This window comes from Stutzerimonas stutzeri (genome assembly GCF_018138085.1).
Lineage (GTDB): Bacteria > Pseudomonadota > Gammaproteobacteria > Pseudomonadales > Pseudomonadaceae > Stutzerimonas > Stutzerimonas stutzeri_AI.
Genome location: NZ_CP073105.1, coordinates 4,354,389 through 4,379,509, shown reverse-complemented (window position 1 = coordinate 4,379,509; position 25,121 = coordinate 4,354,389). Strand labels below are relative to the sequence as shown.

At 61.5% G+C, this 25,121-nt stretch carries 20 protein-coding genes; all 20 read right to left on the bottom strand.

Annotated elements, in window-relative coordinates; all coding sequences use genetic code 11:
- Positions 1-68: 68 nt before the first annotated feature.
- The 20 genes from KCX70_RS23360 to tssB all read right to left on the bottom strand — a co-directional run bounded on the left by KCX70_RS23360 (position 69) and on the right by tssB (position 25,119).
- Positions 69-275, bottom strand: coding sequence for a hypothetical protein (locus tag KCX70_RS23360; RefSeq protein WP_249121674.1), 207 nt, complete (start codon positions 273-275; stop codon positions 69-71).
- Complete coding sequence (locus KCX70_RS20080) at positions 272-1,396, bottom strand: PepSY-associated TM helix domain-containing protein (protein WP_212618604.1); 1,125 nt, start codon at positions 1,394-1,396, stop codon at positions 272-274. Before KCX70_RS20080 ends, KCX70_RS23360 begins: the two co-directional genes overlap by 4 nt.
- Positions 1,396-3,822, bottom strand: a complete 2,427-nt coding sequence (locus KCX70_RS20075; protein WP_212618603.1) for a TonB-dependent receptor — start codon at positions 3,820-3,822, stop codon at positions 1,396-1,398. The genes KCX70_RS20080 and KCX70_RS20075 overlap by 1 nt, the downstream gene beginning before the upstream one ends.
- A 129-nt stretch (positions 3,823-3,951) precedes the next feature.
- Positions 3,952-4,938, bottom strand: coding sequence for a FecR domain-containing protein (locus KCX70_RS20070; protein WP_212618602.1), 987 nt, complete (start codon positions 4,936-4,938; stop codon positions 3,952-3,954).
- Complete coding sequence (locus tag KCX70_RS20065) at positions 4,935-5,450, bottom strand: RNA polymerase sigma factor (protein WP_212618601.1); 516 nt, start codon at positions 5,448-5,450, stop codon at positions 4,935-4,937. The genes KCX70_RS20070 and KCX70_RS20065 overlap by 4 nt, the downstream gene beginning before the upstream one ends.
- 121 nt (positions 5,451-5,571) lie before the next feature.
- Positions 5,572-6,276: a 3'-5' exonuclease gene (locus tag KCX70_RS20060; RefSeq protein WP_212618600.1), complete on the bottom strand. Its 705-nt coding sequence runs from the start codon at positions 6,274-6,276 to the stop codon at positions 5,572-5,574.
- Positions 6,273-8,207 carry a putative nucleotidyltransferase substrate binding domain-containing protein gene (locus KCX70_RS20055; RefSeq protein WP_102852415.1) on the bottom strand — a complete coding sequence of 645 codons (1,935 nt, stop codon included), beginning with the start codon at positions 8,205-8,207 and terminating at the stop codon, positions 6,273-6,275. Before KCX70_RS20055 ends, KCX70_RS20060 begins: the two co-directional genes overlap by 4 nt.
- Before the next feature lie 358 nt (positions 8,208-8,565).
- Positions 8,566-10,746 (bottom strand): lipase family protein, encoded by a 2,181-nt coding sequence (locus KCX70_RS20050; RefSeq protein ID WP_249121673.1) that lies wholly within the window; start codon positions 10,744-10,746, stop codon positions 8,566-8,568.
- A gap of 7 nt (positions 10,747-10,753) precedes the next feature.
- The gene (locus KCX70_RS20045; protein WP_249121672.1) at positions 10,754-11,506 is read right to left on the bottom strand and encodes a hypothetical protein; all 753 of its coding nucleotides are present in this window, start codon (positions 11,504-11,506) and stop codon (positions 10,754-10,756) included.
- A 4-nt stretch (positions 11,507-11,510) separates the two neighbouring features.
- On the bottom strand, positions 11,511-12,356 hold the full coding sequence (locus tag KCX70_RS20040; RefSeq protein WP_212618599.1) for a DUF4123 domain-containing protein: 846 nt from the start codon (positions 12,354-12,356) through the stop codon (positions 11,511-11,513).
- Positions 12,353-14,425 carry a type VI secretion system tip protein VgrG gene (locus tag KCX70_RS20035; RefSeq protein WP_212618598.1) on the bottom strand — a complete coding sequence of 691 codons (2,073 nt, stop codon included), beginning with the start codon at positions 14,423-14,425 and terminating at the stop codon, positions 12,353-12,355. Before KCX70_RS20035 ends, KCX70_RS20040 begins: the two co-directional genes overlap by 4 nt.
- A 195-nt stretch (positions 14,426-14,620) precedes the next feature.
- Entirely contained in the window at positions 14,621-16,123 is a 1,503-nt protein-coding gene (locus KCX70_RS20030; RefSeq protein ID WP_212620394.1) for a sigma-54 interaction domain-containing protein, read from the bottom strand.
- Between the two features lie 10 nt (positions 16,124-16,133).
- Positions 16,134-18,728, bottom strand: a complete 2,595-nt coding sequence (gene tssH, locus KCX70_RS20025) for a type VI secretion system ATPase TssH (protein WP_212618597.1) — start codon at positions 18,726-18,728, stop codon at positions 16,134-16,136.
- Positions 18,729-18,738: 10 nt separating this feature from the next.
- Complete coding sequence (gene tssG, locus KCX70_RS20020) at positions 18,739-19,746, bottom strand: type VI secretion system baseplate subunit TssG (protein WP_212618596.1); 1,008 nt, start codon at positions 19,744-19,746, stop codon at positions 18,739-18,741.
- Positions 19,710-21,500, bottom strand: a complete 1,791-nt coding sequence (gene tssF, locus KCX70_RS20015) for a type VI secretion system baseplate subunit TssF (protein WP_212618595.1) — start codon at positions 21,498-21,500, stop codon at positions 19,710-19,712. The genes tssG and tssF overlap by 37 nt, the downstream gene beginning before the upstream one ends.
- Positions 21,500-22,126, bottom strand: coding sequence for a hypothetical protein (locus tag KCX70_RS20010; RefSeq protein ID WP_212618594.1), 627 nt, complete (start codon positions 22,124-22,126; stop codon positions 21,500-21,502). Before KCX70_RS20010 ends, tssF begins: the two co-directional genes overlap by 1 nt.
- Positions 22,127-22,129: 3 nt before the next feature.
- Positions 22,130-22,423: a PAAR domain-containing protein gene (locus KCX70_RS20005; protein ID WP_392602829.1), complete on the bottom strand. Its 294-nt coding sequence runs from the start codon at positions 22,421-22,423 to the stop codon at positions 22,130-22,132.
- A 10-nt stretch (positions 22,424-22,433) separates the two neighbouring features.
- Positions 22,434-22,838: a type VI secretion system baseplate subunit TssE gene (gene tssE, locus KCX70_RS20000; protein ID WP_021205955.1), complete on the bottom strand. Its 405-nt coding sequence runs from the start codon at positions 22,836-22,838 to the stop codon at positions 22,434-22,436.
- Positions 22,839-23,107: 269 nt separating this feature from the next.
- Positions 23,108-24,586 carry a type VI secretion system contractile sheath large subunit gene (gene tssC / locus KCX70_RS19995; RefSeq protein ID WP_102846906.1) on the bottom strand — a complete coding sequence of 493 codons (1,479 nt, stop codon included), beginning with the start codon at positions 24,584-24,586 and terminating at the stop codon, positions 23,108-23,110.
- A 26-nt stretch (positions 24,587-24,612) separates the two neighbouring features.
- Complete coding sequence (gene tssB / locus KCX70_RS19990) at positions 24,613-25,119, bottom strand: type VI secretion system contractile sheath small subunit (RefSeq protein ID WP_212618593.1); 507 nt, start codon at positions 25,117-25,119, stop codon at positions 24,613-24,615.
- Between the last annotated feature and the right edge of the window lie 2 nt (positions 25,120-25,121).

The window sequence follows — 25,121 nt, the reverse complement described above, 5'->3', positions numbered from 1 at the left end:
CCCGTTGACGGGACGCAGCGCTGCGTACGAGGCGGCGCCGGGCCAGGGGAGCCGCGCGTCCCGCGATGTCAGCGGATTCGAGGCTCCCCGGTTGGGGCGGGTGTTGCCGTTTGCCGTCGCAGTAGCGGCCATGCCCCGAGCACTGCCGGTAGGCCGAGGCCGAACCAAGCAATCACATCCCACCAGCCATCACCCAGCAGCGCAGCGAAAAGACCGACGAGGCTGAGCGCGGCAATCAGGCCTGGAAGCATAAAGGTTGACTCACGCCAGCTCATGCTACTGCCTCACGCGCTATCGTCTGGGTACCACGGCGCCGAACCCACCACAGGTAAAGCCCGCTGCCGAGCATGATGATTGTCAGGACGTCCAGGATCGCCCAGAGAATCTGCATCGGCCGGCCGCCGTAGTCGCCGAAGTGCAGGGGCTGGGACAACCCCAGCGCGTCCATGTACCACGGGCGGCCCCCGACCGCGGTGACCTCCAGCGTCTGCGCATCGATCAGTACCGGCGTGTACAAATGTGAGGTCAGATGGCTGCTGCCGTTCATGAATACCGAATAGTGGTGCTCGCTGGAAAAGCGTGTGCCGGGGAAGGCGATGAAGTCCGGCTGCATGCCCGGTGCAGCCTGCGTGGCGATCTCCAACAGATCGCTGGCAGGAGCCCTTGTCGTCAGTGGCGGGGCGTCTTGGTAGGGTTCGAGCATCGTCGCCAACGATTCGGCGCGCCAAGCTTCGATCAGCAGATCGGCGCAGGCGCTGACCACACCGGTGATGCCCACCACCAAGGCCCAACTGAGCGTGACGATACCGATCAGGTTGTGCAGATCGAGCCAGCGCGTCCTGCTGGAACGGTCATGGCGCACCTGAGCAAATTCCAGACGCCGCATGAAGGGCGCGTACAGCACCACGCCCGAAATGATCGCCACAATGAACATGATGCCCATGAAGGCCAGGAATAACTTGCCCGGTAACCCGACGAACATGTCCACGTGCATGCGCAGGAAAAACATCATCAGACCGCCATTGGCCGCAGGCATCTCCGCCGCTTCTCCGGTACGCGCATCGAGCATGAAGGTGTAGGACGAATTCGGCTCGGTGCCCGCAGTCGCGGCGGTGATGGCGACGACGCCATTGGGTTCGTCAGCTTCCCAGCCGAAGTACTGCACCACCTCAGCTGGCCGATGCCGTTCGGCGGCACTGACCAATTGCTGCAGATCCAGATGCGGGGTGTCGGCAGGCATCTCACGCAGCTCGGGCGCCTCGCCAAGCAGATGCTCCAGCTCGTGGTGAAAGATCAGCGGTAGCCCGGTGATGGCAAGCATCAGCAGGAACAGCGTGCAGATCAGGCTGGTCCAGGTGTGGACGAAGGACCAGCGACGGATGGTGGTCGTCCGCATCAGAATTCCAGCTGCGCCGACAGTTTGAGCGTGCGGGGTGCCCCAATGTAATGGCTGCTCAGCCAGTATTCCTCGTCGGTCAGGTTGCTCAGGTTGGCGCGCAGAGTGAGGGCACGTTCATCCCCCAAGGCCATGCGATAGCGACCGCCCAGGTCGAAGGTGGTGAAGGAGGGGATGGTATTGTCGTTGGCCTCGTCGGTGTATTGCTTGCCGGTGTAGAAGGCGCCACCGGTGAGTGTCAGCCCGGGTACGCCGAAGATCGCGTATTCGCCGTACAGCTTGGCCAGGTGCCGCGCCACGTCGACCGGGCGATTGCCGTCGTTGGCAGCGTTCGCCGCGCCTTCTACGACCGGATCGAGCAACGTGACGCCGCCCACCAGTGTCAGTGCTGGGGTAACGTTGCCCGTTACGCTGAACTCCAGGCCCTTGTTATTCTGCATGCCATCCTGAACGAAGAAGTTGGCTGCATTGGTGTAGGTGTTGGGCTTCTCGATGTCGAACAGCGCAACGGTGTACAGGGCACCGCCGAGCTCGGCTTTCGCACCGATTTCGTACTGCTCGCTGACGATCGGCGCCAGCGCCTGGCCGGCGTTGTTCGTGCCGCTCGGCGCTACGCCACCCGTCTGCAGGCCTTCGATGTAGGTCACGTACGTAGTCAACCACTCGACCGGCTTGTAGACGAGCGAGACGTTGGGCGATGTTTCGGTTTCGCTGTAGTCCTCGATCGCTGGCGCGCTGCCGAACGCTTCGACCCAGACGAAGTTGTCGCTGAAGGTCTTGATACGCGAATGCGTCACGCCAAGGATCGTCGACCATTGCTCGTTGAATGTGATGACGTCACCGATCAGTACGCTGTCGGCCTGGGATCGGCTGGCCAGATGGTAGTCGCCGTCGCCAAGGTCGTAGGCCGGTTTGGCGGCCTGCGGCTGCTCGCCGAAGGGCACTTCGGGCGTGACCGACACATATTGCGGACCCGGGAAGGGAATGTAGTCGGTGTTATAGCGAACCCGGGCGATGTTTCCTTGGTAACCGAGGGTCATCTCATGGCCGATGGCCACGGTGTCGAAAGCCGCATCGAGGAAAAGGTTACCGGAGGTCTCTTCGGTTTCCACCGGGGCGAAGGCGTAGAGCGGCTGGACGTACACGCCGGCCGAGTTCACGGTCGGCCCCGTATAGGCGTATTCGGTCGTGTACTGGCTGTAGCCGAGCGCACCGCGCAGGCTGAACACGTCGCTCAGGCGCCACTGGAAGCGGCTGCCGACACGGTCGTGGCGGCTGTCGTTGTAGGCCCATCGTTGGCTATAGAGCTCGTCGTTCTCCAAGTCGTCGGCATCAGGCCGGAATGCTTGATCGGCGAAGTACCAGTAGCTGGTGAGGCCCCGCGTCTCGCTCTGCTTGTGCGAGGCGTCGAACTGGATGAGCAAGTCGTCGCTGACGTTCCAGTCCAGTGCGACGCTGGCCATGTGACGGCGTTCGACCTGTCCGTCAATGGCGGTTTCACCGTCCTGGGCGAGCAGGTTGGCGCGGTAGGCGAAGCGGCCTTCGCTGTCGATCGGCCCGCCGAAGTCGCCGTGCAGGTACTGGTTCTCGCCGCCTGTGGTGCCGTAGGTCACGCTGTTGTAGCGCTCGGCAGTGGGTCGCTTGAGCACGTAGTTGACCAGTCCGCCGGGGCTGGCTGGCCCATAGAGGAAGCCGGACAGGCCGCTGAGGATTTCAAGCCGCTCCATTTCCTCGATGAAGTTGCCGCCATCGTAGCCGTTGCTGAAGCGAAGGCCGTCATTGGCGATGCTTAGATTGCCTACGCCGCTGAAGCCGCGAATGGCCACTGCGCTGGCGTAGCCGGCGCTGGTCGGGGAGGTGAACTGTGTGGTCGGGCTGAGCTTGAAGATGTCGTCGCTGGAGGTAGCCTGGATGTTATCCATCAGCTCCGAGGAAATAACTGTCACCGAGTAGGGGGCATCCTGGAGTGCCATTCCGCCCAGCGCGCCGACGTTTCGCACGGCGCTGGCGCGATAGCCGCTTTCTTCGCCGCCCTCAGCCAACGCCTCGGTTGCCGTCACGGTGACATCCGGCAGTGCCATCGCCTCGGTTGCTGCCTGCTGCAAGCTGTAACTGCCCGAAGGGTCCTGACGAAGTTCGAGTCCGGTGCCGCGCAAGGCTTGCTGCAGCGCACCCTGGCCATCGAAGCGGCCCTGTACCGGCTCGGCCATGCGGTCGCGGGTCAATGCCGGATCGATGCTGAGCACGAGCCCCGCTTCGGCGGCAATGCGATTCAGGGTCGAGGCCAGAGGTGCGGCGGGTAGGGCGTACTCACGAACCTCGCCAGCAGCCGTTTCGCCGTTGGGCGTCTGGGCCAGTAGTGGCAGTGGCGCGACGGCAATAGCAACGGCCAGCAGGCTGGGGCGGAACAGTGAAAGCGACGGCATTTGTGAATAACTCCCGAATAGGAATATGTCTCAGTTATTCATCAGGCCGGATCAGAAATGAAAAGTGATAGGGGCAGCTGAAAATATTTTTTGTAGGGGCCTGCAGCGCCGCCGCGGTGCGCGCTGCAGTTACTTGCCCGCATGGCTGACGGGTTGCGCCGGTACCACCTTGACCCACCAATCGGTGTGCCGCTCGATCTGTACCGGTAGGCTGGGTGGCAGGGCTGCCAACGCACGGTCGGTGTCATTCAGCGGAAAGCTGCCGCTGATGCGCAGGGATTCGAGGCTCGGGTCGAGGCTGAGATAACCGTGTCGATATTCGCCCAGCTTCTCCAGCAGCTCGCTCAGCGGCAGGTCCTCGACGACCAGCATGCCCCGACTCCAGGCGTCTGCGGCGACCGGTGCTTTCTGATTGTCGTCAAGATGGTCACGGTGCATCACTACCTGCTCGCCAGCCCGTACGGTACGACCCGCCTGGAGGCTGCCCGGAAGCGCGGCCACGGCGGACCGGAGAACGATCAGGCGGGTCGCATCACCCTCTCGCCGAACGATGAACCGCGTGCCGAGCGCGCGCAGATCGCCTTGTTCGGTTTCGACGATAAAGGGTCTCGGATCGCTACCCGGTGCGGTTTCAACAAGCACCTCACCGCTGTGCAGAAACAGTCGGCGCTCTTGCTGATCGAAGCGAATGTCCAGTGCACTGCGGCTATTCAGTTGGATGCGGCTGTTGTCAGCCAGGGTAACGGTTTGCTGTTCCCCAGCGCCGGTGCGCTCGTCGGCTAACCACACCGGCAGCGACTGTGATCGCAATGCCATTCCCACGCTCAGCGTGCACAGCAAGACCAGACCGAGAAAGGCGCGGCCGGTGGCGCGCCGTCGTTGGGACGTCGCACTGATCTGCAGTGCCCGGCGCGCAGAGGGCGAGTTGATGCCGCCCATTTGCCGATCGATGTTGCCCAACTGCGCCCAGGCTTTGGCGTGCTCGGCACTTTCATTCAGCCAGTGCTGCAGCTCCCCTTTTAACTTGGCGCTCGCTTCACCGTCGCCAAGACGCAGCTGCCAGGCAATGGCTTCATCGAGTACGCGGGCCGATACCGGCTGCCGGTCCAGGCTCATTTCGGCTCACCGTAAACGGCGATATAGCACTGGCGCAGGGCCTGGGCGAGATACTGACGTACACGTGGAACGGATACGCCGAGGCGCGACGCGATTTCGGCGTGGGTCAAACCGTCCAGGCGGTTGTAGATGAAGGCTACACGCGCATTGGCCGAGAGCTCGCCGAGCATCCGGTTCACTTCACGCAGTGCCTGGAGCACTTGTAGCTGCTCTTCGGCGCCGGGTTGCAGCTCTTCAGGTTGCAGTGCCAGCTCATCAAGGTAGGCACGCTCTAACGTGCTACGGCGAAAATGATCAATCAGAAGACCGCGAGCGATCGTCGCCAGCAAGGTGCGTGGCTCACGCAGGTTGCTCAGGTCGTTGCGCTTGAGCAATCGTACAAAAGTGTCCTGGCTCAGGTCCTCGGCGCGATGAGGGCACGGCTGGTGGCGGCGCAGCCAGCTCAATAGCCATTCGCGATGATCGCGATATAGCGAGCCCACGAGCTGTTGATGAGTCGACCCAGCCGACAAGCGAATGCTCCAAGGCCGCGAATACGGCCTGTAACGAGAACTATTCGCACATGATCGCAAGTTGCCCGCGTCGGTGCAACGAAGATATTGCGTCGTTGATCCAGAATCCCTGCAGACGCAGTTACATGAACTGAGCCTGTTGCCGCTTGCGCCAGTTGGTCAGCCGCAGGCTTACCGCTTCCAGGCTGCCCAGGCCTTGGCGGCGCGCTTTGCTGAAGAGAATCAGCGCCAGCTCGGCAGTCACCAGCGCATCGGCGCTGGCATGATGACGTTGCAGTACCTGCAGGCCGAAATGGGTGCACCAGTCATCGAGACAGTTCTGTCTTGGCCGGCTGTCCGGGCAGAGCATCGGTGCAAGCTCGGCGACATCGATGAACGGGTGGCGCAGCTTGTAGCCGAGCGCCTGCTTCAGCGCCCGGGCCAACATGCGTTGGTCGAAGCTGGCGTGAAATGCCAGGATCGGGCTGTCGCCGACGAACTCCATGAAATCCAGTAGCGCTTCGGCCGGCTCCTCGCCGGCTTCCAGCACGCTCGGCGCGATGCCATGGATGAGAACGCTTTCGCTGAGCTTCTGGGCCGGGCGCAACAACGTCGATTCGAACTGGTGGCCGAGATCGATCGCACCCTGTTCGATGACCACGGCGCCGATGGACAGGACGATATCTCGGCGCATGTCCAGGCCGCTGGTTTCCAGATCGAGCACCACCATGCGTTGCGCCTGCAACGGGCACTGGTCCAGCGCCGCAGGTGCAAGCAATTGCTCGCGTCGCTGCAGTTGTTCCAGGCTGAGGAGCGGACCGCGTCGTCTGAACCAGGGCATATTCATAACTGATAGCGAACCGCCAGGCTGCTTTGCAGGCGCTGGGCCTGACGAAAGGACTCACGAAGGATGCGGCGATCCAGATGATTGAGGTTATCGGGGTCCAGCCGGTTGGAATACGGCCGACCGTCGCGCGCCTGCTGCTGATGTTGCTGCATGCGCGTCTGCTGGATGAAATGGTAGGCCTCTTCATAGGCCGCGCCATCCTTTTCGTCGATCACCTCGCGTTCCACAAGTTGCCGCAGTCGGTCGAGGGTGTTGCAGGTCGCGATGCCGTGACCCAGCGCTAGCAGGCGGGCACCGTCGACGAAGGGCGTGAGGCCCTGCACCTTCAGATCCAGGGTCGCCTTGCCCTCGCCCTTGCGGGTGACCACGAAATCGCGAAACCGCCCCACCGGGGGGCGATGCCGCAGCGCATTTTCGGCCAGCATGCGCTGGAACAGGCGATTCTCGCCGATTTCCTCGAGCATGCCGCGGCGCAACTGCTCGCAGCCTTCGCTCGGCCCCCAAACCGCGCGCAGGTCGAAGAAGATGCTGCTGCTGAGCAGATTTTCCGGGGTCGATTCGCGAATGAACGAACCGAAACGGCGCTGCCATTCCTGACGAGACAGGCACAGCTGCGGATTGCTGGCCATGATGTTGCCTTTGCACAGAGTGAAGCCGCAGGTGTCGAGGTCCCGGTTGATGCGCTCGGCAAACGGCAGCAGCCGCCCGCGGATATGCGCGGCTTCGGCGGCATCGCTGGCTTCGAACAGGATGCCGTTGTCCTGGTCGGTGTGCAGGGTCTGCTCCCGACGCCCTTCGCTGCCGAAGCACAGCCAGGTGAACGCGATCCCCGGATCGCCGAGCGCTTCGATCGCCAGCTCGATCACCCGACAGACGGTGTGGTCGTTGAGCAGCGTGATGATGTGGGTGATCTGCGTCGAGGACGCGCCGTGGGCGAGCATGTTGTCGACCAGCTGCAGAATGCGGCCGCGGATGATTACCAGCGTCTCGACGCTGTCGGCGTGGGAAATGGCCTGGGCCAGGTGCACCAGGTCGACGCGCTGGAGTGAGAACAGGTCGCGCTCGGAAATCACGCCGCGCAGCAGACCGTCTTCGACGACACAGACATGGGCGATATGCCGTTCGGTCATGGCGATCGCGGCATCGAAAGCGGTGGCATCCGGCGGCAGATGGAACGGGTCCTGAGTCATGAATCCGGCGATCGGGGCTGACAGGTCGGTTGTACCGGTGCCGATCACCCGGCGCAGGTCGCGCAGCGTGAAGATGCCCTGCGGGTGCAGCTCCGCATCGGTGATCACCACGCTGCCGACGTTGTTTCCGTGCATCAGGGTGACCGCTTCGGCCAATGGCATCGACGGCAAGCAGGACACCGGATGGTGCAGGGCCAGTTCGCCGATACGCGTCTCCAGTGAATACTGGGCGCCGAGGTTCTCCACCGCACGCATCTGTGCCTGCTGGTTGACCAGATCGAGCAGGCTGCTGACGCCGCGCATGGCGAAGTCACGGAACGCGGCGGATTTGGAAACCAGCTTGACGAAGGCCGGCTTGTTCAGCAGATAGCAAAAGGTGTCTTCGGCAGCAAAGTGACCGGTGCGAGTGGCGCGCTCGCCCATCAGTGCGGCCATCGGGAAGCACTCGCCGACGATGACTTCGAAGGTGGTTTCGGTGCCGCGCTTGCTGGTGTGCGGGCGCTGGCCGTGTACCCGGCCCTGCTTGACGATATAGAAGTGCTCGACCACGCCGTCATCCGGCGAAATGATGCAATCGCCTTCGCTGTAGAAGCGCAGTTGGCAGTTTTCCACCAGATAGGCCAGGTGCCCCGGCTCCATTTGGTTGAACGGCGGATACTTGCGCAGGAATTCCATGGTGCCATGGATGTTCTGCAGCACAGCGGTCTTGCCTGCCTCGGCAAAAGCATCGGCTTTGCTCATCGGTCGCTTCCATTTTTTGCGCCCAATGGTGGGCGGTGGGACTTTCAGGGCACATTGGACGTAAGTCTAGTCGCGCACCGGTCACGCCGGGCTGATGCGGATCAGCGCTTTTCGAGGTCTCGTAAAGGGTATTGGTGTCACGAAAAGACAGGACGCTCGCGGGATTGGGGAAGAGCGGATTGACAGGCAGGGAAGTGGGTCTTGGCAGCCGCCAGACGAACCAACCCCCTGCTGCTACCGATGAGCCGGCAACCGGCCTGCCCTGGCACAGACTCAGGACGTCCGAAAAGCGCCGCCTGGAAGCCGAGGCAGTTCCATCATGCCTGGCGGCGTTCGCCGCTTGGTTATGGTTCGGGACTCAGACTGCTTTTTCCTGGACATCAAGATCGCTTTTCCCGAGAAAGTGCGATGACCCTTTTCTATCGATAGCGGCAAGCCGCTCTGCGACCCGGTTGTCGTTGATGGCGCGCCATTGCGCTACCAGCTCGGCAATATCTGCTCGTTCCGAGTGTTCGCCGAACACGCTGCGTGGAGTGACGAGGCGCTCCGCCTGGGTCAGTAAACGCTGCTGAGCTCGCGTGAGTGCCGGGCTCTGTTCAGCTCGAACACGTTCCCCCTGTTCGACCGCATCGGAATAGATAGCGCGTAGTTCCAGATCGCTTTTGCCGTAGAAACGCATCTCACCCCTGCGCCTGATTTCCCAGCGGAATTCATTGAATGAGCGCGCTTGCCAGCTCTCCAATAGCTGGGCCGTGCTTAGCAGCTGGGCGTAGATGTCGCGAATCTCAGCTTCAGTGAAGAGCCTTCCGTTTCGCTCTTCGACGCTGGCGTTCCAACGCAGCAGGTTTGTCAGTGCTGCTCGCGCGTAGCCGCTGTCGCTCAGATGGTGCGCGGCCGCGAGCGCGAAACGGTTGGGCATATCCCCATCCAGGCCGATCTGGCCAACGTAGCGCGCGCAGGTCTGCTGATTAATCGATGGACAACCCGGCTGCCACAGAACTGCGGTCTCGCTGCCTGTTCCGGGCTTGCGTGGCATGAAATGCCATTGCTCCCCGTGATGCTCATAGGGGTCGCCCTGGAGATTGACGAGCCCCGCCAGCAGCAGTGCAGAGCCAATGACCGGTGAACTGTACGCCAATGCCGCGCCGGGAAGCGCCAGCTTCCATTCGGCGTCCATCCATGGCAGTGGAAGCGCGGGAACCGGATCGTTGTGATTGACGATGCGGTGGTGCGTAAGGGGTTGAGCGGCTTTGACAAAAGCCGCGTCGCCTGCGCGTGGGGCGCCGAAGGTGTATAGGACGATGTTCGGTTTGGTGGGCTTGCGACGTAGCCATTCGGCCAGCAGGAGCGCAATGGCGCCGCCCAGGCTGTGGCCGCAGATGACTAGCGTTTGTTCGCCGGTATAAAAAGCATTCAGGTAACGCTCTATGAACGGCTTCGCTGCTTGGAAGCCTCTATAAAAACCTCGGTGAGCTTGACCTTCGCCCTCGGCGTAAGGCACTTGCCGAGCATCTGCGTCTCGACTGGCGTCGGCCAGAAGTTCCTGCGTTCCACGTATCGAGATCAGGACGACCTTGTCGTTATGGGTGATGAAGGCTTGGGTATTTGTATTCGTTTCGTTATCCGTGTCGTGAAGAAAATGCACATCTTCAGGATTTTGCCAGCCCTCTTGGGCTTCTTTTTCATAGCGCGCCGGATCGTAAGGCATGATTTCGAGACGTTTCGAGTACGGCACCTCTTCACAAAGCAGGTGATAGGGCAACGCGGTGTTGAATTGCGTTGGCCGAATTCGGCGTCCTAGTTGGTTCTGAAGTACGTACCCGATGCTGCCAAGCGCGGAATAGGGTGGTGGTGCTGAGGCGTAAGGATTTTTGGATGTACTGAATGGCGCGTAGATGAAGGCGCTCATGACCGCAAGGTGATAGGCATTCAGGGCGCAGAAATCAGCGCTGCGGGAAAACAACGGGCTATACGCACGTAGCGCTTTTATCTCAATGACATGATGCCTGTTACAACCAAGAGCAACACCAGGTTGGTCGGCTGCTGAGCCTGCGTTCTGTTTTATTGCAGACTGTGTTGTCCATGTTTCGTCTGGTGTTGGAAGGTGGCCCTTGCTCTTTACGAGGTCGCTTACTTCCGCCCGTATGAAATAAGCATCCTCCCTCGCTGCGCGTCCTTGCGCTAGGTAGGTTTGTCCATCAATGCGCCTAGGCCCTGCTGGTGATTGTTCCGCTGAAACTTGAAGGGCCGAGAGAGGAGTTGGGAAATACTCCCTGTTGTATAGGCCGGAATACCATGGGTCGTTGCCGGTGTAATCGTTGGGAAAAGATACAACCAAGGCGCCGCTGTGAAGATTAGCAACACGTGCATAGCCGTCTTCATCTAGCGTCGCGGAGTAATCGAGCCCGTGGCTGTCCGTAACCCTGCAGGTCAATCCAGAGTAGGTTTTGCCGTTTCCATGCTCGTCGACCAAACGAAAGCTTATCCATGCCAAGCGTGTTGGGCATTGGAGTACGGTTTGCGAGGCTGCGTTACTCATCCGTTAGTCACTCCGTGCAGTTTGGATAGACCGTGCATTTACGGCCTTCCATCATGAAGGTGCGAAATTGGGGAGGGGTTGTACAAAGCTCTTCGAATCTTGTTCCCCAGCGTCCGGTGCATGGCTTCCAGCCTGTCGCAGTTTTTTTCCAGTAGTTCCTCATATAAGGCCTGTCATCACCGCTTAGTTGGAAGCTGAGCCTTATGTTTTTTTGTGGAAGATTGTTGCGTAACAAATATGTCCCAGCGCCTTTGCAGTCCAGCATTTTAGATACTTCTAGCTCCAGCTTGCTTATCTGGAATAGCCATGAACATTGAGCTAATTTAGGTAGAGGTCCGTTTGCTTGAGAGGGCTGGACGTTTGGGGGGAGTTCTTCTACAACCACTAGCTCCCCGTTATCGTAAGTTTGTTGCCAATCTTTTTTTCCGTAGCGGCCGTAGATGAACAGTCCGACCCTCACTAACTGCAGCTCACAAAGACCATCGCGATAACTAACTGGAATCTCGAACTGATAACCATGCGGCACCTTGTCGTACTCCTTTTTAAAGGTCTCCACATGGCCGCGCCCACTGCAACCGTCGGAACCGCCGTAGTGCGCCTGAGCCCTTAATGAGAAGTCGGTAGGTAGTTCGCCTTCCAGCGTGAAGGTATCGGCGCCGACCGAGCCGAGCGCGCTGCAACCGCTGAGCACGAGGCCGAACAGTGCCGGCCATGCATGAGCGCGCCGGAGGCAGTTGCGCATAAAGGTATGAGGAGGCATCTGATCAGGTCCGTGCAGAAGAGCTTGAAGTCAGCACTGAGCTGACTCGCGAATAGTGGACTTCCGGTGTTTCCCGCTCGGCTGGAAGCCAGGCCGGATGATCGGCCAGCGCGGGGTCGAGCTGGTAACGGAGTAAAAAGTGCAGTTGCGGGTCGCTGTGCCAGTTCCACTCCAGTGCTTTGTCGAGTTGATGGTCCAGCCACTCGCCCAGCACCTGGGTCTCGGCGAGCCGAGTGGTCGCCTGTGTATGGTTCTCCCATAGCCACAGCTCCAGGTTGTGGCGCGCTACAGCGCGCTGCACCTGTTCAGGCTCTGCAATGGATAGCCACGTTTTGTCGAACGGTTCCGGGTACTCATCCGGCCGCTCATTGTCGAAACACTGCCATTCTTGACCATCCCAGCAGAGCGCGCTGGTCAGTGGACCAAGCAGCAGCGGGCGTTGTGACGCGTCCATCTCGCCAAGGTGACGCGCGACGATGCGGTTGTCCTGGAATCGATAGAGCGACCGCTGGCCTTGTTCGTCGGCAAACATACGGGCTTGCCAGTGTTGGGTGAGCGCAGGCATCTCGGCATGTTCAGCGCTGGTGAGCCAACCCCAGTTCTGCTCTGGTGCATCGGTCAACGAACGTAGCTGCGTGAGATTCAGCTCGTTCAGCAATATCAGCCAGGGGCCGATGCCAGCCATCTCGTCGACCTCGGTGCCCTGATAGAGGTTGGCGTAGCTATGCACCAGATCCGCTGAGAACAAACGAGGCAGCGGAGCGGGCTCTGCGAGGCTATCGATAACGAGCAGCAGGTGCCGGCGCTGGGCTTGTTGCTCGCTGAGCCAGTGTTCAACCCTGTCACTCATCGGCCCGCTCCTATTTCACATATTCCCGCCCTGCACGCTTCACAAATCGGGCAGCGGCTGGCGCCGATCTGACGGGCTTTGCGTGCCAGTTGCAGTTGCGTATTGGCCAGCGCGAGTTTCGGTTTGGCGCCGGCCTTGTCCTGATCCGCCGCCCAGGGAATTACCGGTGCCAGAATATTCAGCCCCGAGCCTTTGCCCGGCGATCCGCCTGAGTTGATCTTGATGGTCGCACCGTTCAACGTAACACCACTTGGATCGAGTTTAAGAAAGCTGCCGCCACCTGATGCGGTGAGCTCCATTCCCGCGTCGATGACGACTTTGCTGCCGGCGTAGTGGTGAATTTCGTTGCCGGCTTCGACGAACTGCCCGGTGCCGACCTTCACATGCTGGTTGTTAACGACGGTGAGGTGGTCGTTGGCGCGAACGTCGGATTTGCGGTCGGCATGGGTGGTGCGGTGTTCCTCGGCTTTGAACTCGCTGTAGCTGTTGGCTTCCACTGTGTCGTGCCGCTCGTGTCCGACGCGGATCTTCTGGTCGTGCTCGATGTTCTCGTCCCAGTCGCGCTGGGCGTGGATATAGATCTGCTCGGCACCCTTGCGGTCTTCGATGCGCAGTTCGTTGTAGCCGCCACCGCCCGGGGAGCTCAGCGTCTTGAAGACGGTACGGGTCTTGTTCATTGGCAGGTCGTAGGGGACGACATGCTCCTTGTGGTACAGGCAGCCAGTGACCAGCGGCTGGTCGGGATCGCCTTCGAGGAAGGTGACCAGTACTTCCATGCCCACCCGGGGAATGGCGATGCCACCGTAGCGGTCGCCGGCCCAGCTCGAGGAGACGCGTAGCCAGCAACTGGTCTTGTCGTCGGCCTGGCCTTCGCGATCCCAGTGGAACTGCACCCGTACGCGGCCGTATTCGTCACAGTGAATTTCTTCACCTAGTGGGCCGGTGACCACGGCAGTTTGGCTACCAAGCACCTTTGGCTTGGGATGCTTCAGGGCAGGGCGGTAAGGGATGCTCCAGGGCGTGGCGGTGAAGTGGTTGCGGTAGCCCTGCGCGAAGACCGCGTTATTCGCCGGTTGCGAGACAGACTCCTCCAACACCTGCGGCTGTTTACCCTTGTGGAGGATTTCGTTGAGTAGCCAGAGCTGGTTCCAGTCACTGCGGGGATGCCCGCTCAGGGCGAGGAAGTGACCGGTGACCAACAGGGGTTGATCGCTCTCGCCTCGGGCCAGTTCATAGTCGCTACGGTGGCGTTCCAGGGCGCGTTGCGACAGATGCTTGCCGCGTGCGCGTTCGGTGAATCGGCCGGGGTAGTCGTAGTCTTCCAGGTCTGGCTGGAACTCGCTCTGGAAGGCGGCTTCAATGGCCAGCCGCGGTTTCTCGAAGTCGTAGTCGCGGCGGGTGACACGGCTGGTGCGGGTTTCCATGCGCAGGTCGAAACGCTTGATTACCGGTGTGTCCGCGACCAGACCTGAATCCTGCTGATAAACGACCGGTGCGAGCTTGGGGAACCCTGTCTGGTCATCGCCGAAGACCAGCACATGACCCGAGGCGCTGTGCTGGAAGTGATAGTGAATGCCTTCTTCCTCGCACAGGCGCTGAATGAAATGCAGGTCGGTCTCGTCGTATTGCACGCAATAGTCGCGCTCGGGGTACGCCGAACCGAGCCCGAAGCGAAAGGCATCGGCCTGGATGCCGTGCTCCTCGAGCACCTGGGCGATGATCCTCTCCACCGTGAGGTGCTGAAAGATGCGCTGGTTGGTGCGATGTGCCAAGTAGGCCAGCTGCGGGCGCAGGGTGATCTGATAGCGCGTCAGCCGCTTGCCCGAGTCGCCCTGAGCGACGCGATGGACCAGACCATGGATGCCGTTACCGGCCGGTGAGAGCGCAAGGAAAGCACGCTGATGCAGCAGGCTTTCCAGGTCCAGATCAGGCCGGTCGCTAACCAGTTCGAGCTCAAAGGCGAAGGGCTGCGAGAGCGCCTCCCGCCCCTTGAATTCGAGAACCTGCAGGTCGTGCTCGACGCCTTCGATGGCGAGACTGAAATGGGTGTCGTTGGCCGGGTTGAACATATGAAATCCTTGTTCGGAGCGCTTCCATGAGGCACTTCAGGGCAAAGCGTGAGGCTACCGGCAATCAGCCGGAGCGTTTGCGATGTTGATCAGATCAAGCGGTAGCACCGCCCTATCTATTGCCGCTATTACAAAGCCGGCCAGAGCAATCGTTGCCCGGATGTAGCGTTGAAAATTCATGCTCATCTTCTTGAGTCAGAGGTTGCTGGCGTGCACACCCAGGCGTTCCATGCGATAGAGCAGGGTGCGTCGTGGCAGCCCGAGCTCTCGAGCTGCCTGGCTCTGGTTACCGCCGTTCTTGCGCAGGCAGTCGATCAACAGATTGCGCTCGACCCGCTCGAGCCGTGCCCGCAGGTTCAGCGTGCTATCCAGTTCGTTCTCCACGGTGCGCAGGCTGAAATGTTCCGGCAATAGTTCGCTACCGTCGCACAGGAGCACAGCGCGTTCGACCAGCCCTTTGAGCTCGCGCACGTTGCCGGGAAACGCATAATCGGCCAGTTGTTCGAGCGCTGCGTCCGACCAGCGCACGGTATCGCGCTGCAGAAAGCCGCAGGCTTTGTCGGCGAAATGGCGGGCTAGACGAAGGACGTCCTGATCGCGGTCGCGCAGCGGTGGCAATTCGATCGGAAAGATGGACAGGCGGTAATACAGGTCCTCACGAAAGCGACCCTCCTCGACACGCTTGTGCAAGTCCTGATGGGTGGCGGCGACGATGCGCACATCGACTTTGTGCGTGCGTGTGCTGCCAAGCGGCCGAACCTCGCCTTCCTGCAGGACGCGCAGCAGCTTGGCTTGCAGGGTCAGCGGCATGTCGCCGATTTCATCGAGGAACAAGGTGCCGCCGTCGGCAGCGTCGAACAGGCCCTCATGGTCGCGATCGGCGCCGGTAAAGGCGCCCTTGCGGTAGCCGAACAGCTCGCTTTCGAGCAGGTGTTCGGGCAGGGCCGCGCAGTTCTGCACGATGAACGCCTCGCTGCGCCGCGAGCCACATTCGTGAATGGCTCGGGCCACAAGCTCCTTGCCGGTGCCGGTTTCGCCCGTCAGCAGCACACTGACCGGGTTGTGCAAGACCTTGCCGATCAGCCCATAGACCGTGCGCATGCGCGAGCTGTCACCGATCAGCCCATATCCGCTGGCGCAAGGGCGCGGCGCGGCGATTTGCGCAGGAGCAGGCTGCACTGCGCCGTGCAGTCTATTGAGCAGGGAGGCCTGGCCGAGGCCGAAACGGCCAAGGTTGGTCAAGGTTTGGGCTGCGGTGGCGAGGTCCTGGCTGGCGGTACTGGCTGCCACCATCAGCCCGACGGCATGACCTTCTGCATCCTCCAGCGGCAGGCACAGCAGGCTGCGCCAGGGGCGCGGCGACTCGGGGAGGAAGCCGGTCTGATGCAGGCTGGTATCCAGCAGGGCAATGCTCAGCTGGCGATTCTGGCTGAGGCAGTACTGCAGCAGCTGTTCGTCCCGATAGTCGCTGGGCAGGCTTGCTGTCTCGTGTCGCCGCGAGCCTTCGAACCATTCGGCGGACAGGGTCAGACGTGTGTGGGTCGCATCCAGCAAGTAAAGCTGGGCGAGGGGGCAGCTAGCCAGTTGCGCCGCCATTTGTACCATCCCGTCCAGCCACCTGCTTGTATCAGTCGCCCAAGCCAACTCGGCGAGGCGCTCCAGTAGCGCATCGGCAGACAAAGAATGCTCGGTGAGCACTGGCGGGACCTTAAGCGAACTCACAGACCACCGCCCCGTTGCCGTCGAGGGTTGCGTGTACGCGTTGCAGTGTCTCGCCACCTGCCATGGCTTCGAGAAGGCGATCGACGACCTGTGGTTGCAAATGCTGGTCGATCAGGTGATCGATCAGGCGTGCACCGCTGTCGCTGTGGGTGCAGCGTTCGGCCAGGTGTTCCACCAGTGCCTTGCAGTGACTGAACTGCAGCTGGCGCCGCGCCAGGCGCTCGCCAAACCGCGACAGTTTGAGTGCCACCAATTCGTTGAGAACGTCACCCTGGATCGGGTAATAGGGCACCACGCGCATACGGGCGAGCAATGCAGGTTTGAAGTGCTGGGTCAGTGCCGGGCGGATGGCCAGCTCCAGGTCTTCGGTTGCCGGTCGTTGGCCGCTCTGGCACAGGTGGGCGATTCGGTCACTGGCAAGGTTGCTGGTCATCAGGATCAGGGTGTTGCGGAAGTTGATCTCCCGTCCTTCGCCGTCATTAGCCACACCCTTGTCGAAGATCTGATAGAAGACGTTCATCACCTCCGGATCGGCCTTTTCGACTTCATCGAGCAGCACAACCGAGTACGGCTTCTGCCTAACGGCCTCGGTCAGCATGCCGCCTTCGCCGTAACCTACGTAGCCCGGTGGCGCGCCAATCAGGCGGGACACGGTGTGCTTTTCCTGGAACTCGGACATGTTGATGGTGGTGAGGAAACGCTCGCCGCCATAGAGCAGGTCGGCCAGGGCCAGCGCGGTTTCGGTTTTGCCGACGCCGCTTGGGCCGACCAGCAGGAAAACGCCGACCGGCGCGTCGGGTTTGTTCAGCCCGGCGGCCGTGGCACGCATCGAGCGGTCCAGCGCTTCGATGGCTTGTTCCTGACCGCGCACACGCTGGCGCAGATCAGTGGCAAAGCTGAGCACCTTGCTGTTGTGCTCGCGCGCCAACTGAGAGAGCGGCACGCCGGTCCAGTGGCTGATGACTTCGGCCACCAGGCGTGGGCAAACCTCGAAGCTCACCAATCGTTCGGCGGCCTGCGCACTGGCAAGCTCGACCTGGAGGTCCCGGAGTTCGGCTTCAAGCTGATCGAGATCCAGGTGCGCTTCTGCGGATTCGGTAGGCGCCTGGCGTGCGGCAGCGCACTGCTTGCGAAGCTCCAGCAGGCGCTCGGCCAATGTGCGCTGCACGGACCAGCGGGTTTCCAGTTGCTCGAGTTCGGCTCGTGCAGCCGCGAGGCGGGTCTCCAGGCGGTCCAGTATTTCAGTGTCGATGTACAGGCCAGCATCGAGGTCGCGGCGCAGTGCGAGTTCCTGGCGCTCGCCTTCAGCGATCTCGCCGCGCAAGCGCTCCAGCGCTTCGGGCGCGGCGGCGAGACTGATGCGTACCCGGGCGCAGGCGGTATCCAACACGTCCACGGCCTTGTCTGGCAGTTGACGCCCGGCGAGGTAGCGGGCCGACAGCTCGGCAGCAGCCACCACGGCGTCGTCGCGCAGGTAGATGCCGTGGCTCTTTTCATACACCGGTGCGAGTCCGCGCAGGATGGTCACCGCTTCGTCGACGGTGGGTTCGTGCAGCTGGACGGGCTGGAAGCGACGAGCAAGGGCTGGGTCCTTTTCGAAGTACTTCTTGTATTCGCTCCAGGTGGTGGCGGCGATGGTGCGCAGCTCGCCACGGGCCAGTGCCGGCTTGAGCAGGTTGGCGGCATCGCCGCTGCCGGCCTGGCCACCGGCGCCGATCAGGGTGTGGGCTTCATCGATGAATAGGATGATCGGCTTGGGCGACGCTTTGACTTCATCGATCGCGCCTTGCAGGCGGCGTTCGAATTCGCCTTTGACACTGGCACCCGCCTGCAACAGTCCGAGGTCCAGGCACAGCAGCTCGACGCCTTTGAGCGCGTCCGGAACTTCGCCATTGGCGATTCGCAGCGCCAGGCCTTCGACGATCGCCGTTTTGCCGACACCCGCTTCGCCAACCACGATCGGGTTGCTCTTGCGACGGCGCGCGAGGATGTCGATCATCTGGCGGATCGCCGCATCGCGGCATAGCACCGGGTCGAGCTTGCCGTCGCGCGCCTGCTGGGTGAAGTTGTGGGTAAAGCGCGACAGGTTGGACTCGCCCGCTGGCGCTACCTTGCCCGGCGCGGTCTGCGGCTGCTGCGCCAAGGCGAACTCGCGCAGCCGTTCAGCGTTCAGGCGCGCCAGCAGCGGCTGGTAATGGCTGCCGGCGTAGCGCATCGGATTGCGCAGCAGCGCGAGGATCAACGCGGCCTGATCGATCTGGCTCTGACCGAGTTCGAGATTGCCGACCAACAGGGCGTCCTGCAGCCACTGCACCAGCTCTGCGGAAAACACCGGGTTGCGCGATTCGCTATGCTCGCCACGTGGTTGCAGTGCCTGGGCGAGCGTTCCCGCGTCGACATCAGCGTCCTGCAGCGCACGTACCAGCAAACCTTCGGGACGCTCCAGCAAGCCCAGCAGCAAGTCCTCGACAAGAATCTTGCTGCCGCCACGAACGACGCAGCGCTCGGCGGCCGCTTCCAGGTCCCGCTTGGTCTCGGCATCCAGCGCCTGGACCAGTTGTTGAAGGTCTACGTTGATCATTTCATCTTCCTTAATGAGTCCGGCTACCCAGGGTGACCATACCGTCGGCGCGTTCGCTGCCGAGCCAGCTGGTCCAGCCAAGGCGGCAGGGGTTTTCCGCGCCGATGCGCAGGTCGCGGATTTCCTCGCGACGCAGCTCCAGGCGAATGTCGTAGTCGAGCGGGTCGCGCAGGGTGAAGCGAACCAGTGCGCAGAGCGGTTGGTAGCCGTTGCCCACGGGCAAGAACTCGTGGAAACGGTCCCAGCTGAGCTGGCGGATGTGGATACGGAATTTGCCGCCGCGATCGCGCACCCGTTCGCCCAGCACCAGGCTTTCGCCCAGTTGGCTATTAGCGAGGCCGAGGTGGTTTTGTTGCTCGGCGAGAATCTCGACCTGGCGCTCCAGGCACTGCTCGATGCGCAGGTCGGCGTGCTTGAAGTAGTAGCGCAGCACCGACTCGATCAATGCTGCCGAATGTGCCCTCAGGCTGAGCAGGCCTAAGTAAGGCAACAGGCGCTTCCAGTTGAGCTCGGAGGCAGCGCGAATCTGTTCACTGCCCAGGCCGATCAGGGCGAACAGCTGTTCGGACAGCGGGTCACGCGCACCGCTAGTGAAGCGCGCGCGGTAGCGGTACTTCTGCCAGATCGGCAGCATCAGGCGCTGCAAGCGGTTGTTGAACAGGTCGAGAAACTCGCGTGTCGGGTTACCCTCGGCGCTGTCGCCCAGGGCCTGCTCGCCGTAGAACGCCGGCAGCGGCGACCCGGCGCCAAACAGGCTGACCAGATTGATGCGCAAACGAGCGCGCAGCTCGCCGTGCTCCTGAAAAAACTCGACCCGATCGACATCGCTGCCCGGAAAGCCCAGGCTCGGGTTGGCCTGGAACTCCAGATGTTCGTAAAGCGCCTCTTCGTCCAGCTCGGGATGCGCGGCTTTCAGGCGGTCCATCACCAGCAGCACACCCTGGAACAGGCTGTACTCGCGGATGCCCCGGCTGATCCGGTTTAGAGCAGGGGCTGCTGCCCCATGCGCGGCGTCCATTGATACACCTCTCCCTGTGTGCTCCTGACGCGCAGCTCGTGATACGAGTTGAGGCTGGCGTACAGCGCAAAGAATTCATTAAGTATCGAGGCGAAGAGAAACAGGTCTCCCTCACCCAGATAACCTTCGGGGTCCATCAACAGCTCGGTACGCACGCCGCGCACCGGCAGGCCGCGGTGCAGTCGATCAACGTGCTGGTGCCCGATCTGCTTGAGCCCGCCCAGCAATCGCTTGCTGACCTTCTCGGCGTGCTGGTCGTAGTAGCGCGGCAAGTCGTAGGTTTCGAGGATGACCTTGAGCGCCTCGACGTTGGCCAGCGACAGGTAGTTCAACGACATATTGCTGATCAACTTCCAGAGGAAGTCACGGTGCAACGGTGGCGCGTAGCTGGGCGTGACCGGGCTGATGTTGCGGAAAGTAAGAAACTCCGGGGTGTCTTCGCTGGGAAGACAGATATCGCCCAGACGCAGCTGACGCGGCAGGTTCTGATTGGTGCACGTCAGCTCGATGGACAGCGTCTCGTGTTGGTCGAGGTTGCGCAGGCCGAAGCTGAGGTAGGTCTCCAGGCCATCGCCCAACATCGACGGCTGCTGGCGCACGCTGTAATGGGCGCGCGCCACCGGGACGTCGAAACTCGGGTCGTGCTCGAAGGACTCGAACGGCACATATTCTTCATAGCCCATGCCGCCGGGCTTCCAACCGGTTACACGGTCAACCGAGAACACGCCGCACTGGCTGCTATCGAGCTCGGACGGCAGCAGCAGATACTGGTCCTGCTTGCCGTCTAGGCGAATCGGGATGGCGTCGTGCTCGAACAGGTTGACCACCGGTGTGCAGTACAGGCGCACGTTGTCCAGGGTTGGCCGGATGCGCTGCACGCCCGCCTTGTGAATGTCGAAGCGCAGCTCGAAGCCGCGGGCCTGCTCGAGTACGTCTTGCGGAAGACGTTTGAGCGCATCGAGGCCGAGCAGGTCGACGAACAGGAATTTTTCTTGAAAGGCGAAGTACTCCTGCAGATAGCGATAGCCTCTAAAGGTGTTGAGCGGATAAGGAATCAATGCCTGGTCTTCGGCAAAGCCCACCGGTTGCAGCTTTGACGGGTCGATAGGAAGTGAGGGCAGGGTTACGCCGAAGCTGTCGGTGAAAGGTTTGCCATTGGCATCCAATGCCACCAGCTGCACGCCAGCGACATTGCGCAGCAGGCTCAGGTAGAGCATCTGGCTGATGTAGCGCTCGCCTGCCAGATGAAGGCGCAGCTGCTTCAGGTTCAACTCGCCGAGATGACCGTCGGCCGTCATCTGCAGGCGCAAGCTGAGCAGGGCGCCACCCCCCTTGACCGAATAATCCAGCCCGTCGAGCGCCAGCGGCAGCACCTCGGTGGCGTAGGCGGTGCGAAACCGACAGGTCACGCCTTGGATCGGCTTCGATTCGACCGGCGTGTTGCGCGGCACGATGAGCGCTGGCCCTGGCCGTCTGACCGCGTCGAATTGCAACATGCTGAACGCCGGCAGCGGGCGCATGTAGTTCGGCCACAACAGGTGCATCAGCGAGTGGGTCAGTTCCGGCAACTCGTCGTCGAGCTTCTGCCGCAGTCGTCCCGTGAGAAAGGCGAAACCTTCCAGCAGCCGCTCGACATCCGGGTCACGCCCCGCTTGGCCCAGAAACGGCGCCAACGCCGGGCTGCGTTCGGAAAAGCGTTTACCGAGCTGGCGCAGGGCGGTGAGTTCACTCTGGTAGTAGTGGTTGAAGGACATCAGGCTGGAGACTCCGTGTCGTTGTCGGCAGATGCGTCCTGCAATCTCACATAGCTACGCCAATCTTCGGGATGAGCGGCATCGTGCAGCCATTCGTTGCGCTGCACCTGAGTCAGAGACTGCCAATAAGGCCACCAGTAATGCCGCCACCAGTAGTCGAGGCTGCCTTCTCGGCTGCCCAGGCCCCTTGCATCGACTCCGGGAAACGCTTGCCATGGCGCGGGAGGCGATAAGTCGGGCAGCGCTTCAAGCAGGTCAATGCTGTTGCTCACCAGCAGAAGGGTGAATCCACCGCCGAGCGGCTCTGCTTGCAGCGATATCGCCTCTTGATCCTGAAGGTGGGTCTGGAAGCAGCCGGTCTGAAGGCGTCCCAGAAAACCAAACTTTTCAATCTGCCGCTGCACGCTGGAAATTATGTCGGCGGTGACATGCGCATCCAGTGAATAAGCACCCAAGCCGTTGGCTGCTAGAGAGACGACTCTCGGGTAACGGCGCATAGCTTCAGGAATGAACAGCCTGCGAGGAGGGTAAAAAGGCCGCAGTGGCTTGAGCTTGATATCGACTTCTGGACCCAGCTCTCGCTGAGCAGAAGCTTTCTTCTTTAGGAGGCGTGCAAAAATGTTCATTTGTCAGAACGCCCCACCGCCGCTCGTACCGATTACTACCGTCCCGGACCCTGCGGTCACCGGATTGCCGTGATCTCCGGTGGTACCGACCGTAGTGGCCGGTTTGCCGTTGATGAGAACCGTGGGGATAGTCGCGCTGACCAGCGCGCTGCCACAGGAGGTCGGGTCGCCCATGCGCGCGGCGGGCATGCCGTCGAACAGGACGTCGGGAGAGCCGGCTGCTATCGGGTTGGTGCCGTGGCCTTTTTTCGGGCAATCGGTGGGGTCGCCCAGGCGGGCTGCGGGTTTACCGGACATCAGGCTCTCCTTAGTGGACTTTCACTTGTCCGCTGCCATCCAGGCTCGCGGAAAAACTCACATGCCGCCTGAAGCCGTCGACTTCTAGCAGGCCTTCGATGGCAAACGACAGGCTTAGCGGGTCGTGGTCGCGGGGTAGCGATATCACCCGGACCTGGCTCAAGCGGGGTTCGAACGCTTCGATGAAACGTTCGATGGCGATACGCGCCTGTTGCAGCGAGTCGTGCAGCGACAGGCGCATGTCGTTCAGATCGGGCAACCCGTAGTCAGGCAACGTTTGCACGCTGCCCGCCCGGGTGCTGAGCATTTTGGCCAGATGGGCAGCCACCGAAGCCATCGCCGCGACTTCGCGACTCCAGCCGGCGCGCTTGTCGGTGTCACCACCGAGGCGCTCGAAAAGGCTGCCGTAGGCCATCTCAGGTTCTTCCCACGAACAAAACACGGTGGCGACGCTGCGCGTTTTCGCGCAGAGCCAGGGAGGGCGAGCGACGTGTGCTGCCTGCCCACGAGCTCGGCGTGACGCAGCAATGCGCAAAAACGCGCGCGTCCCGAAGGGGGGCGCCCAGAAGCGCGCTATGCTGCGTTGCTCGCCCCTCGTTTGGGGTCACCAAACCACGGAGCTCGCGTCTTGCCTGGCGCGCTTCTGGGCTGCAACGCCGGTGTGTCTTGTTCATGGGCAGAACCTCACTCCTTGTCCAGCTTGCCAACCAGCGACAGGGTGAAATCGGCACCCATGTACTTGAAGTGTGGGCGGACGTTCAGGCTGACGCGGTACCAGCCCGGCTCACCATCGACATCGCTGACCACTACTTGGGCGGCGCGCAGCGGACGACGGCTACGGACTTCGGAGCTTGGGTTCTCTTGGTCTGCCACGTACTGGCGGATCCACTTGTTCAGCTCCAGTTCCAGGTCGGTGCGCTCTTTCCAGGCGCCGATCTGCTCGCGCTGCAGCACCTTGAGGTAGTGCGCCAGGCGGTTGACGATGAACAGGTAGGGCAGCTGAGTGCCGAGCTTGTAGTTGAGCTCGGCGTTCTTGCCTTCTTCGCTGTTGCCGAAGAACTTCGGCTTCTGCGCCGAGTTGGCCGAGAAGAACGCAGCGTTGTCACTGCCCTTGCGCATGGTCAGGGCGATAAAGCCTTCTTCGGCCAGCTCGTATTCACGGCGGTCGGAAACAAGAACTTCGGTCGGGATTTTGGTTTCGATTTCGCCCATGCTCTCGAAGTGGTGCAGGGGGAGGTCTTCCACCGCGCCACCGCTCTGCGGGCCGATGATGTTCGGGCACCAGCGGAACTTGGCGAAGCTGTCGGTCAGACGGCTGGCGAAGGTGTAGGCGGTGTTGCCCCACAGGTAATGCTCGTGGCTGTTGGCGACGTTTTCCTTGTAGACGAAGGATTTGACCGGGTTGTCTTCAGGATCATAGGGGTTACGTAGCAGGAAGCGTGGAACGGTCAGGCCGACGTAACGGGCGTCTTCCTGCTCGCGGAAGCTTTGCCATTTGGCGAACTGGGGGCCTTCGAAATGATCCTTGAGGTCCTTGAGGTCCGGCAGGCCGGTGAAGCTTTCCAGACCGAAGAACTTCGGGCCAGCCGCGGCGATGAAGGGCGCGTGGGACATGCTGGCGACCGAGGCGACGTATTGCATCGTCTTGATGTCCGGTGCGCTCGGATCGAAGAAGTAGTTGGCGATCAGGGCGCCGACCGGCTGACCGCCGAACTGGCCGTACTCGGCGGTATAGATGTGCTTGTACAGGCCGGACTGGACCACTTCCGGGCTGTCCTCGAAGTCGTCGAGCAGATCCTGCTTGGAGGCGTTGAGCACTTCGAGCTTGATGTTCTCGCGGAAATTGGTGCGATCGACCAGCAGCTTGAGGCCGCGCCAGGAGGATTCCAGCGCCTGGAACTGCTGGTGATGGAGGATCTCGTCCATCTGACGGCTGAGCTTGGCGTCGATTTCCGCAATCATGCGGTCGACCATCGCCTTCTTGACCGGCTCGTGCTCGTTCTGTGGCTTCAGAAGCTCTTCGATGAAGGCCGATACGCCGCGCTTGGCGATGTCATAGGCCTCGTCATCGGGCGTCAATTTAGTTTCGGCGATGATGCGGTCGAGGATGCCGATCTCGGCGAGGTTGTTGCCGCTTTCGACGGCTGCTGCGCTAGTGCTCATTGTGTTGGCTTTCCTTGTCGGATGATTCAGGCGTCCAGTTGTTCTTTCGCGGCGAGGCCCAGCTCACCGAGTACGCGGTCGCGCGAGTCGTCGTCAGCAAGAACGCTTTCGATCGCTTTGCGGAAGGCTGGAGCGTTACCCAGCGGGCCTTTCAGGGCGACCAGAGCGTCGCGCAGTTCCATCAGCTTTTTCAGTTCCGGAACTTGATCGACCAGGTTGGCCGGGTTGAAGTCTTTCATCGAGTTGATGTTCAGCTGCACGCCCAGCTCTTCATCGGTGGGCTGGTTCTGCAAACGGTTCGGTACTGAGAAGGTGAGGTTCAGCTCCTGCTTGGCCAGGACCTCGTCGAAGCTGTTTTTATCGATGGAGATCGGCTTGCGGTCCTCGATCTTGCGATCGTCGGCGCGCTGGGTGAAGTCACCGAGCACCATCAACTTCAATGGCAGCTCCAGTTCTTCCTGAGCGCCGCCGGTGGCTGGCTTGAAGGTGACATTGATGCGTTCTTTGGGGGCTACCGAGCCTTCTTTGGCCATGG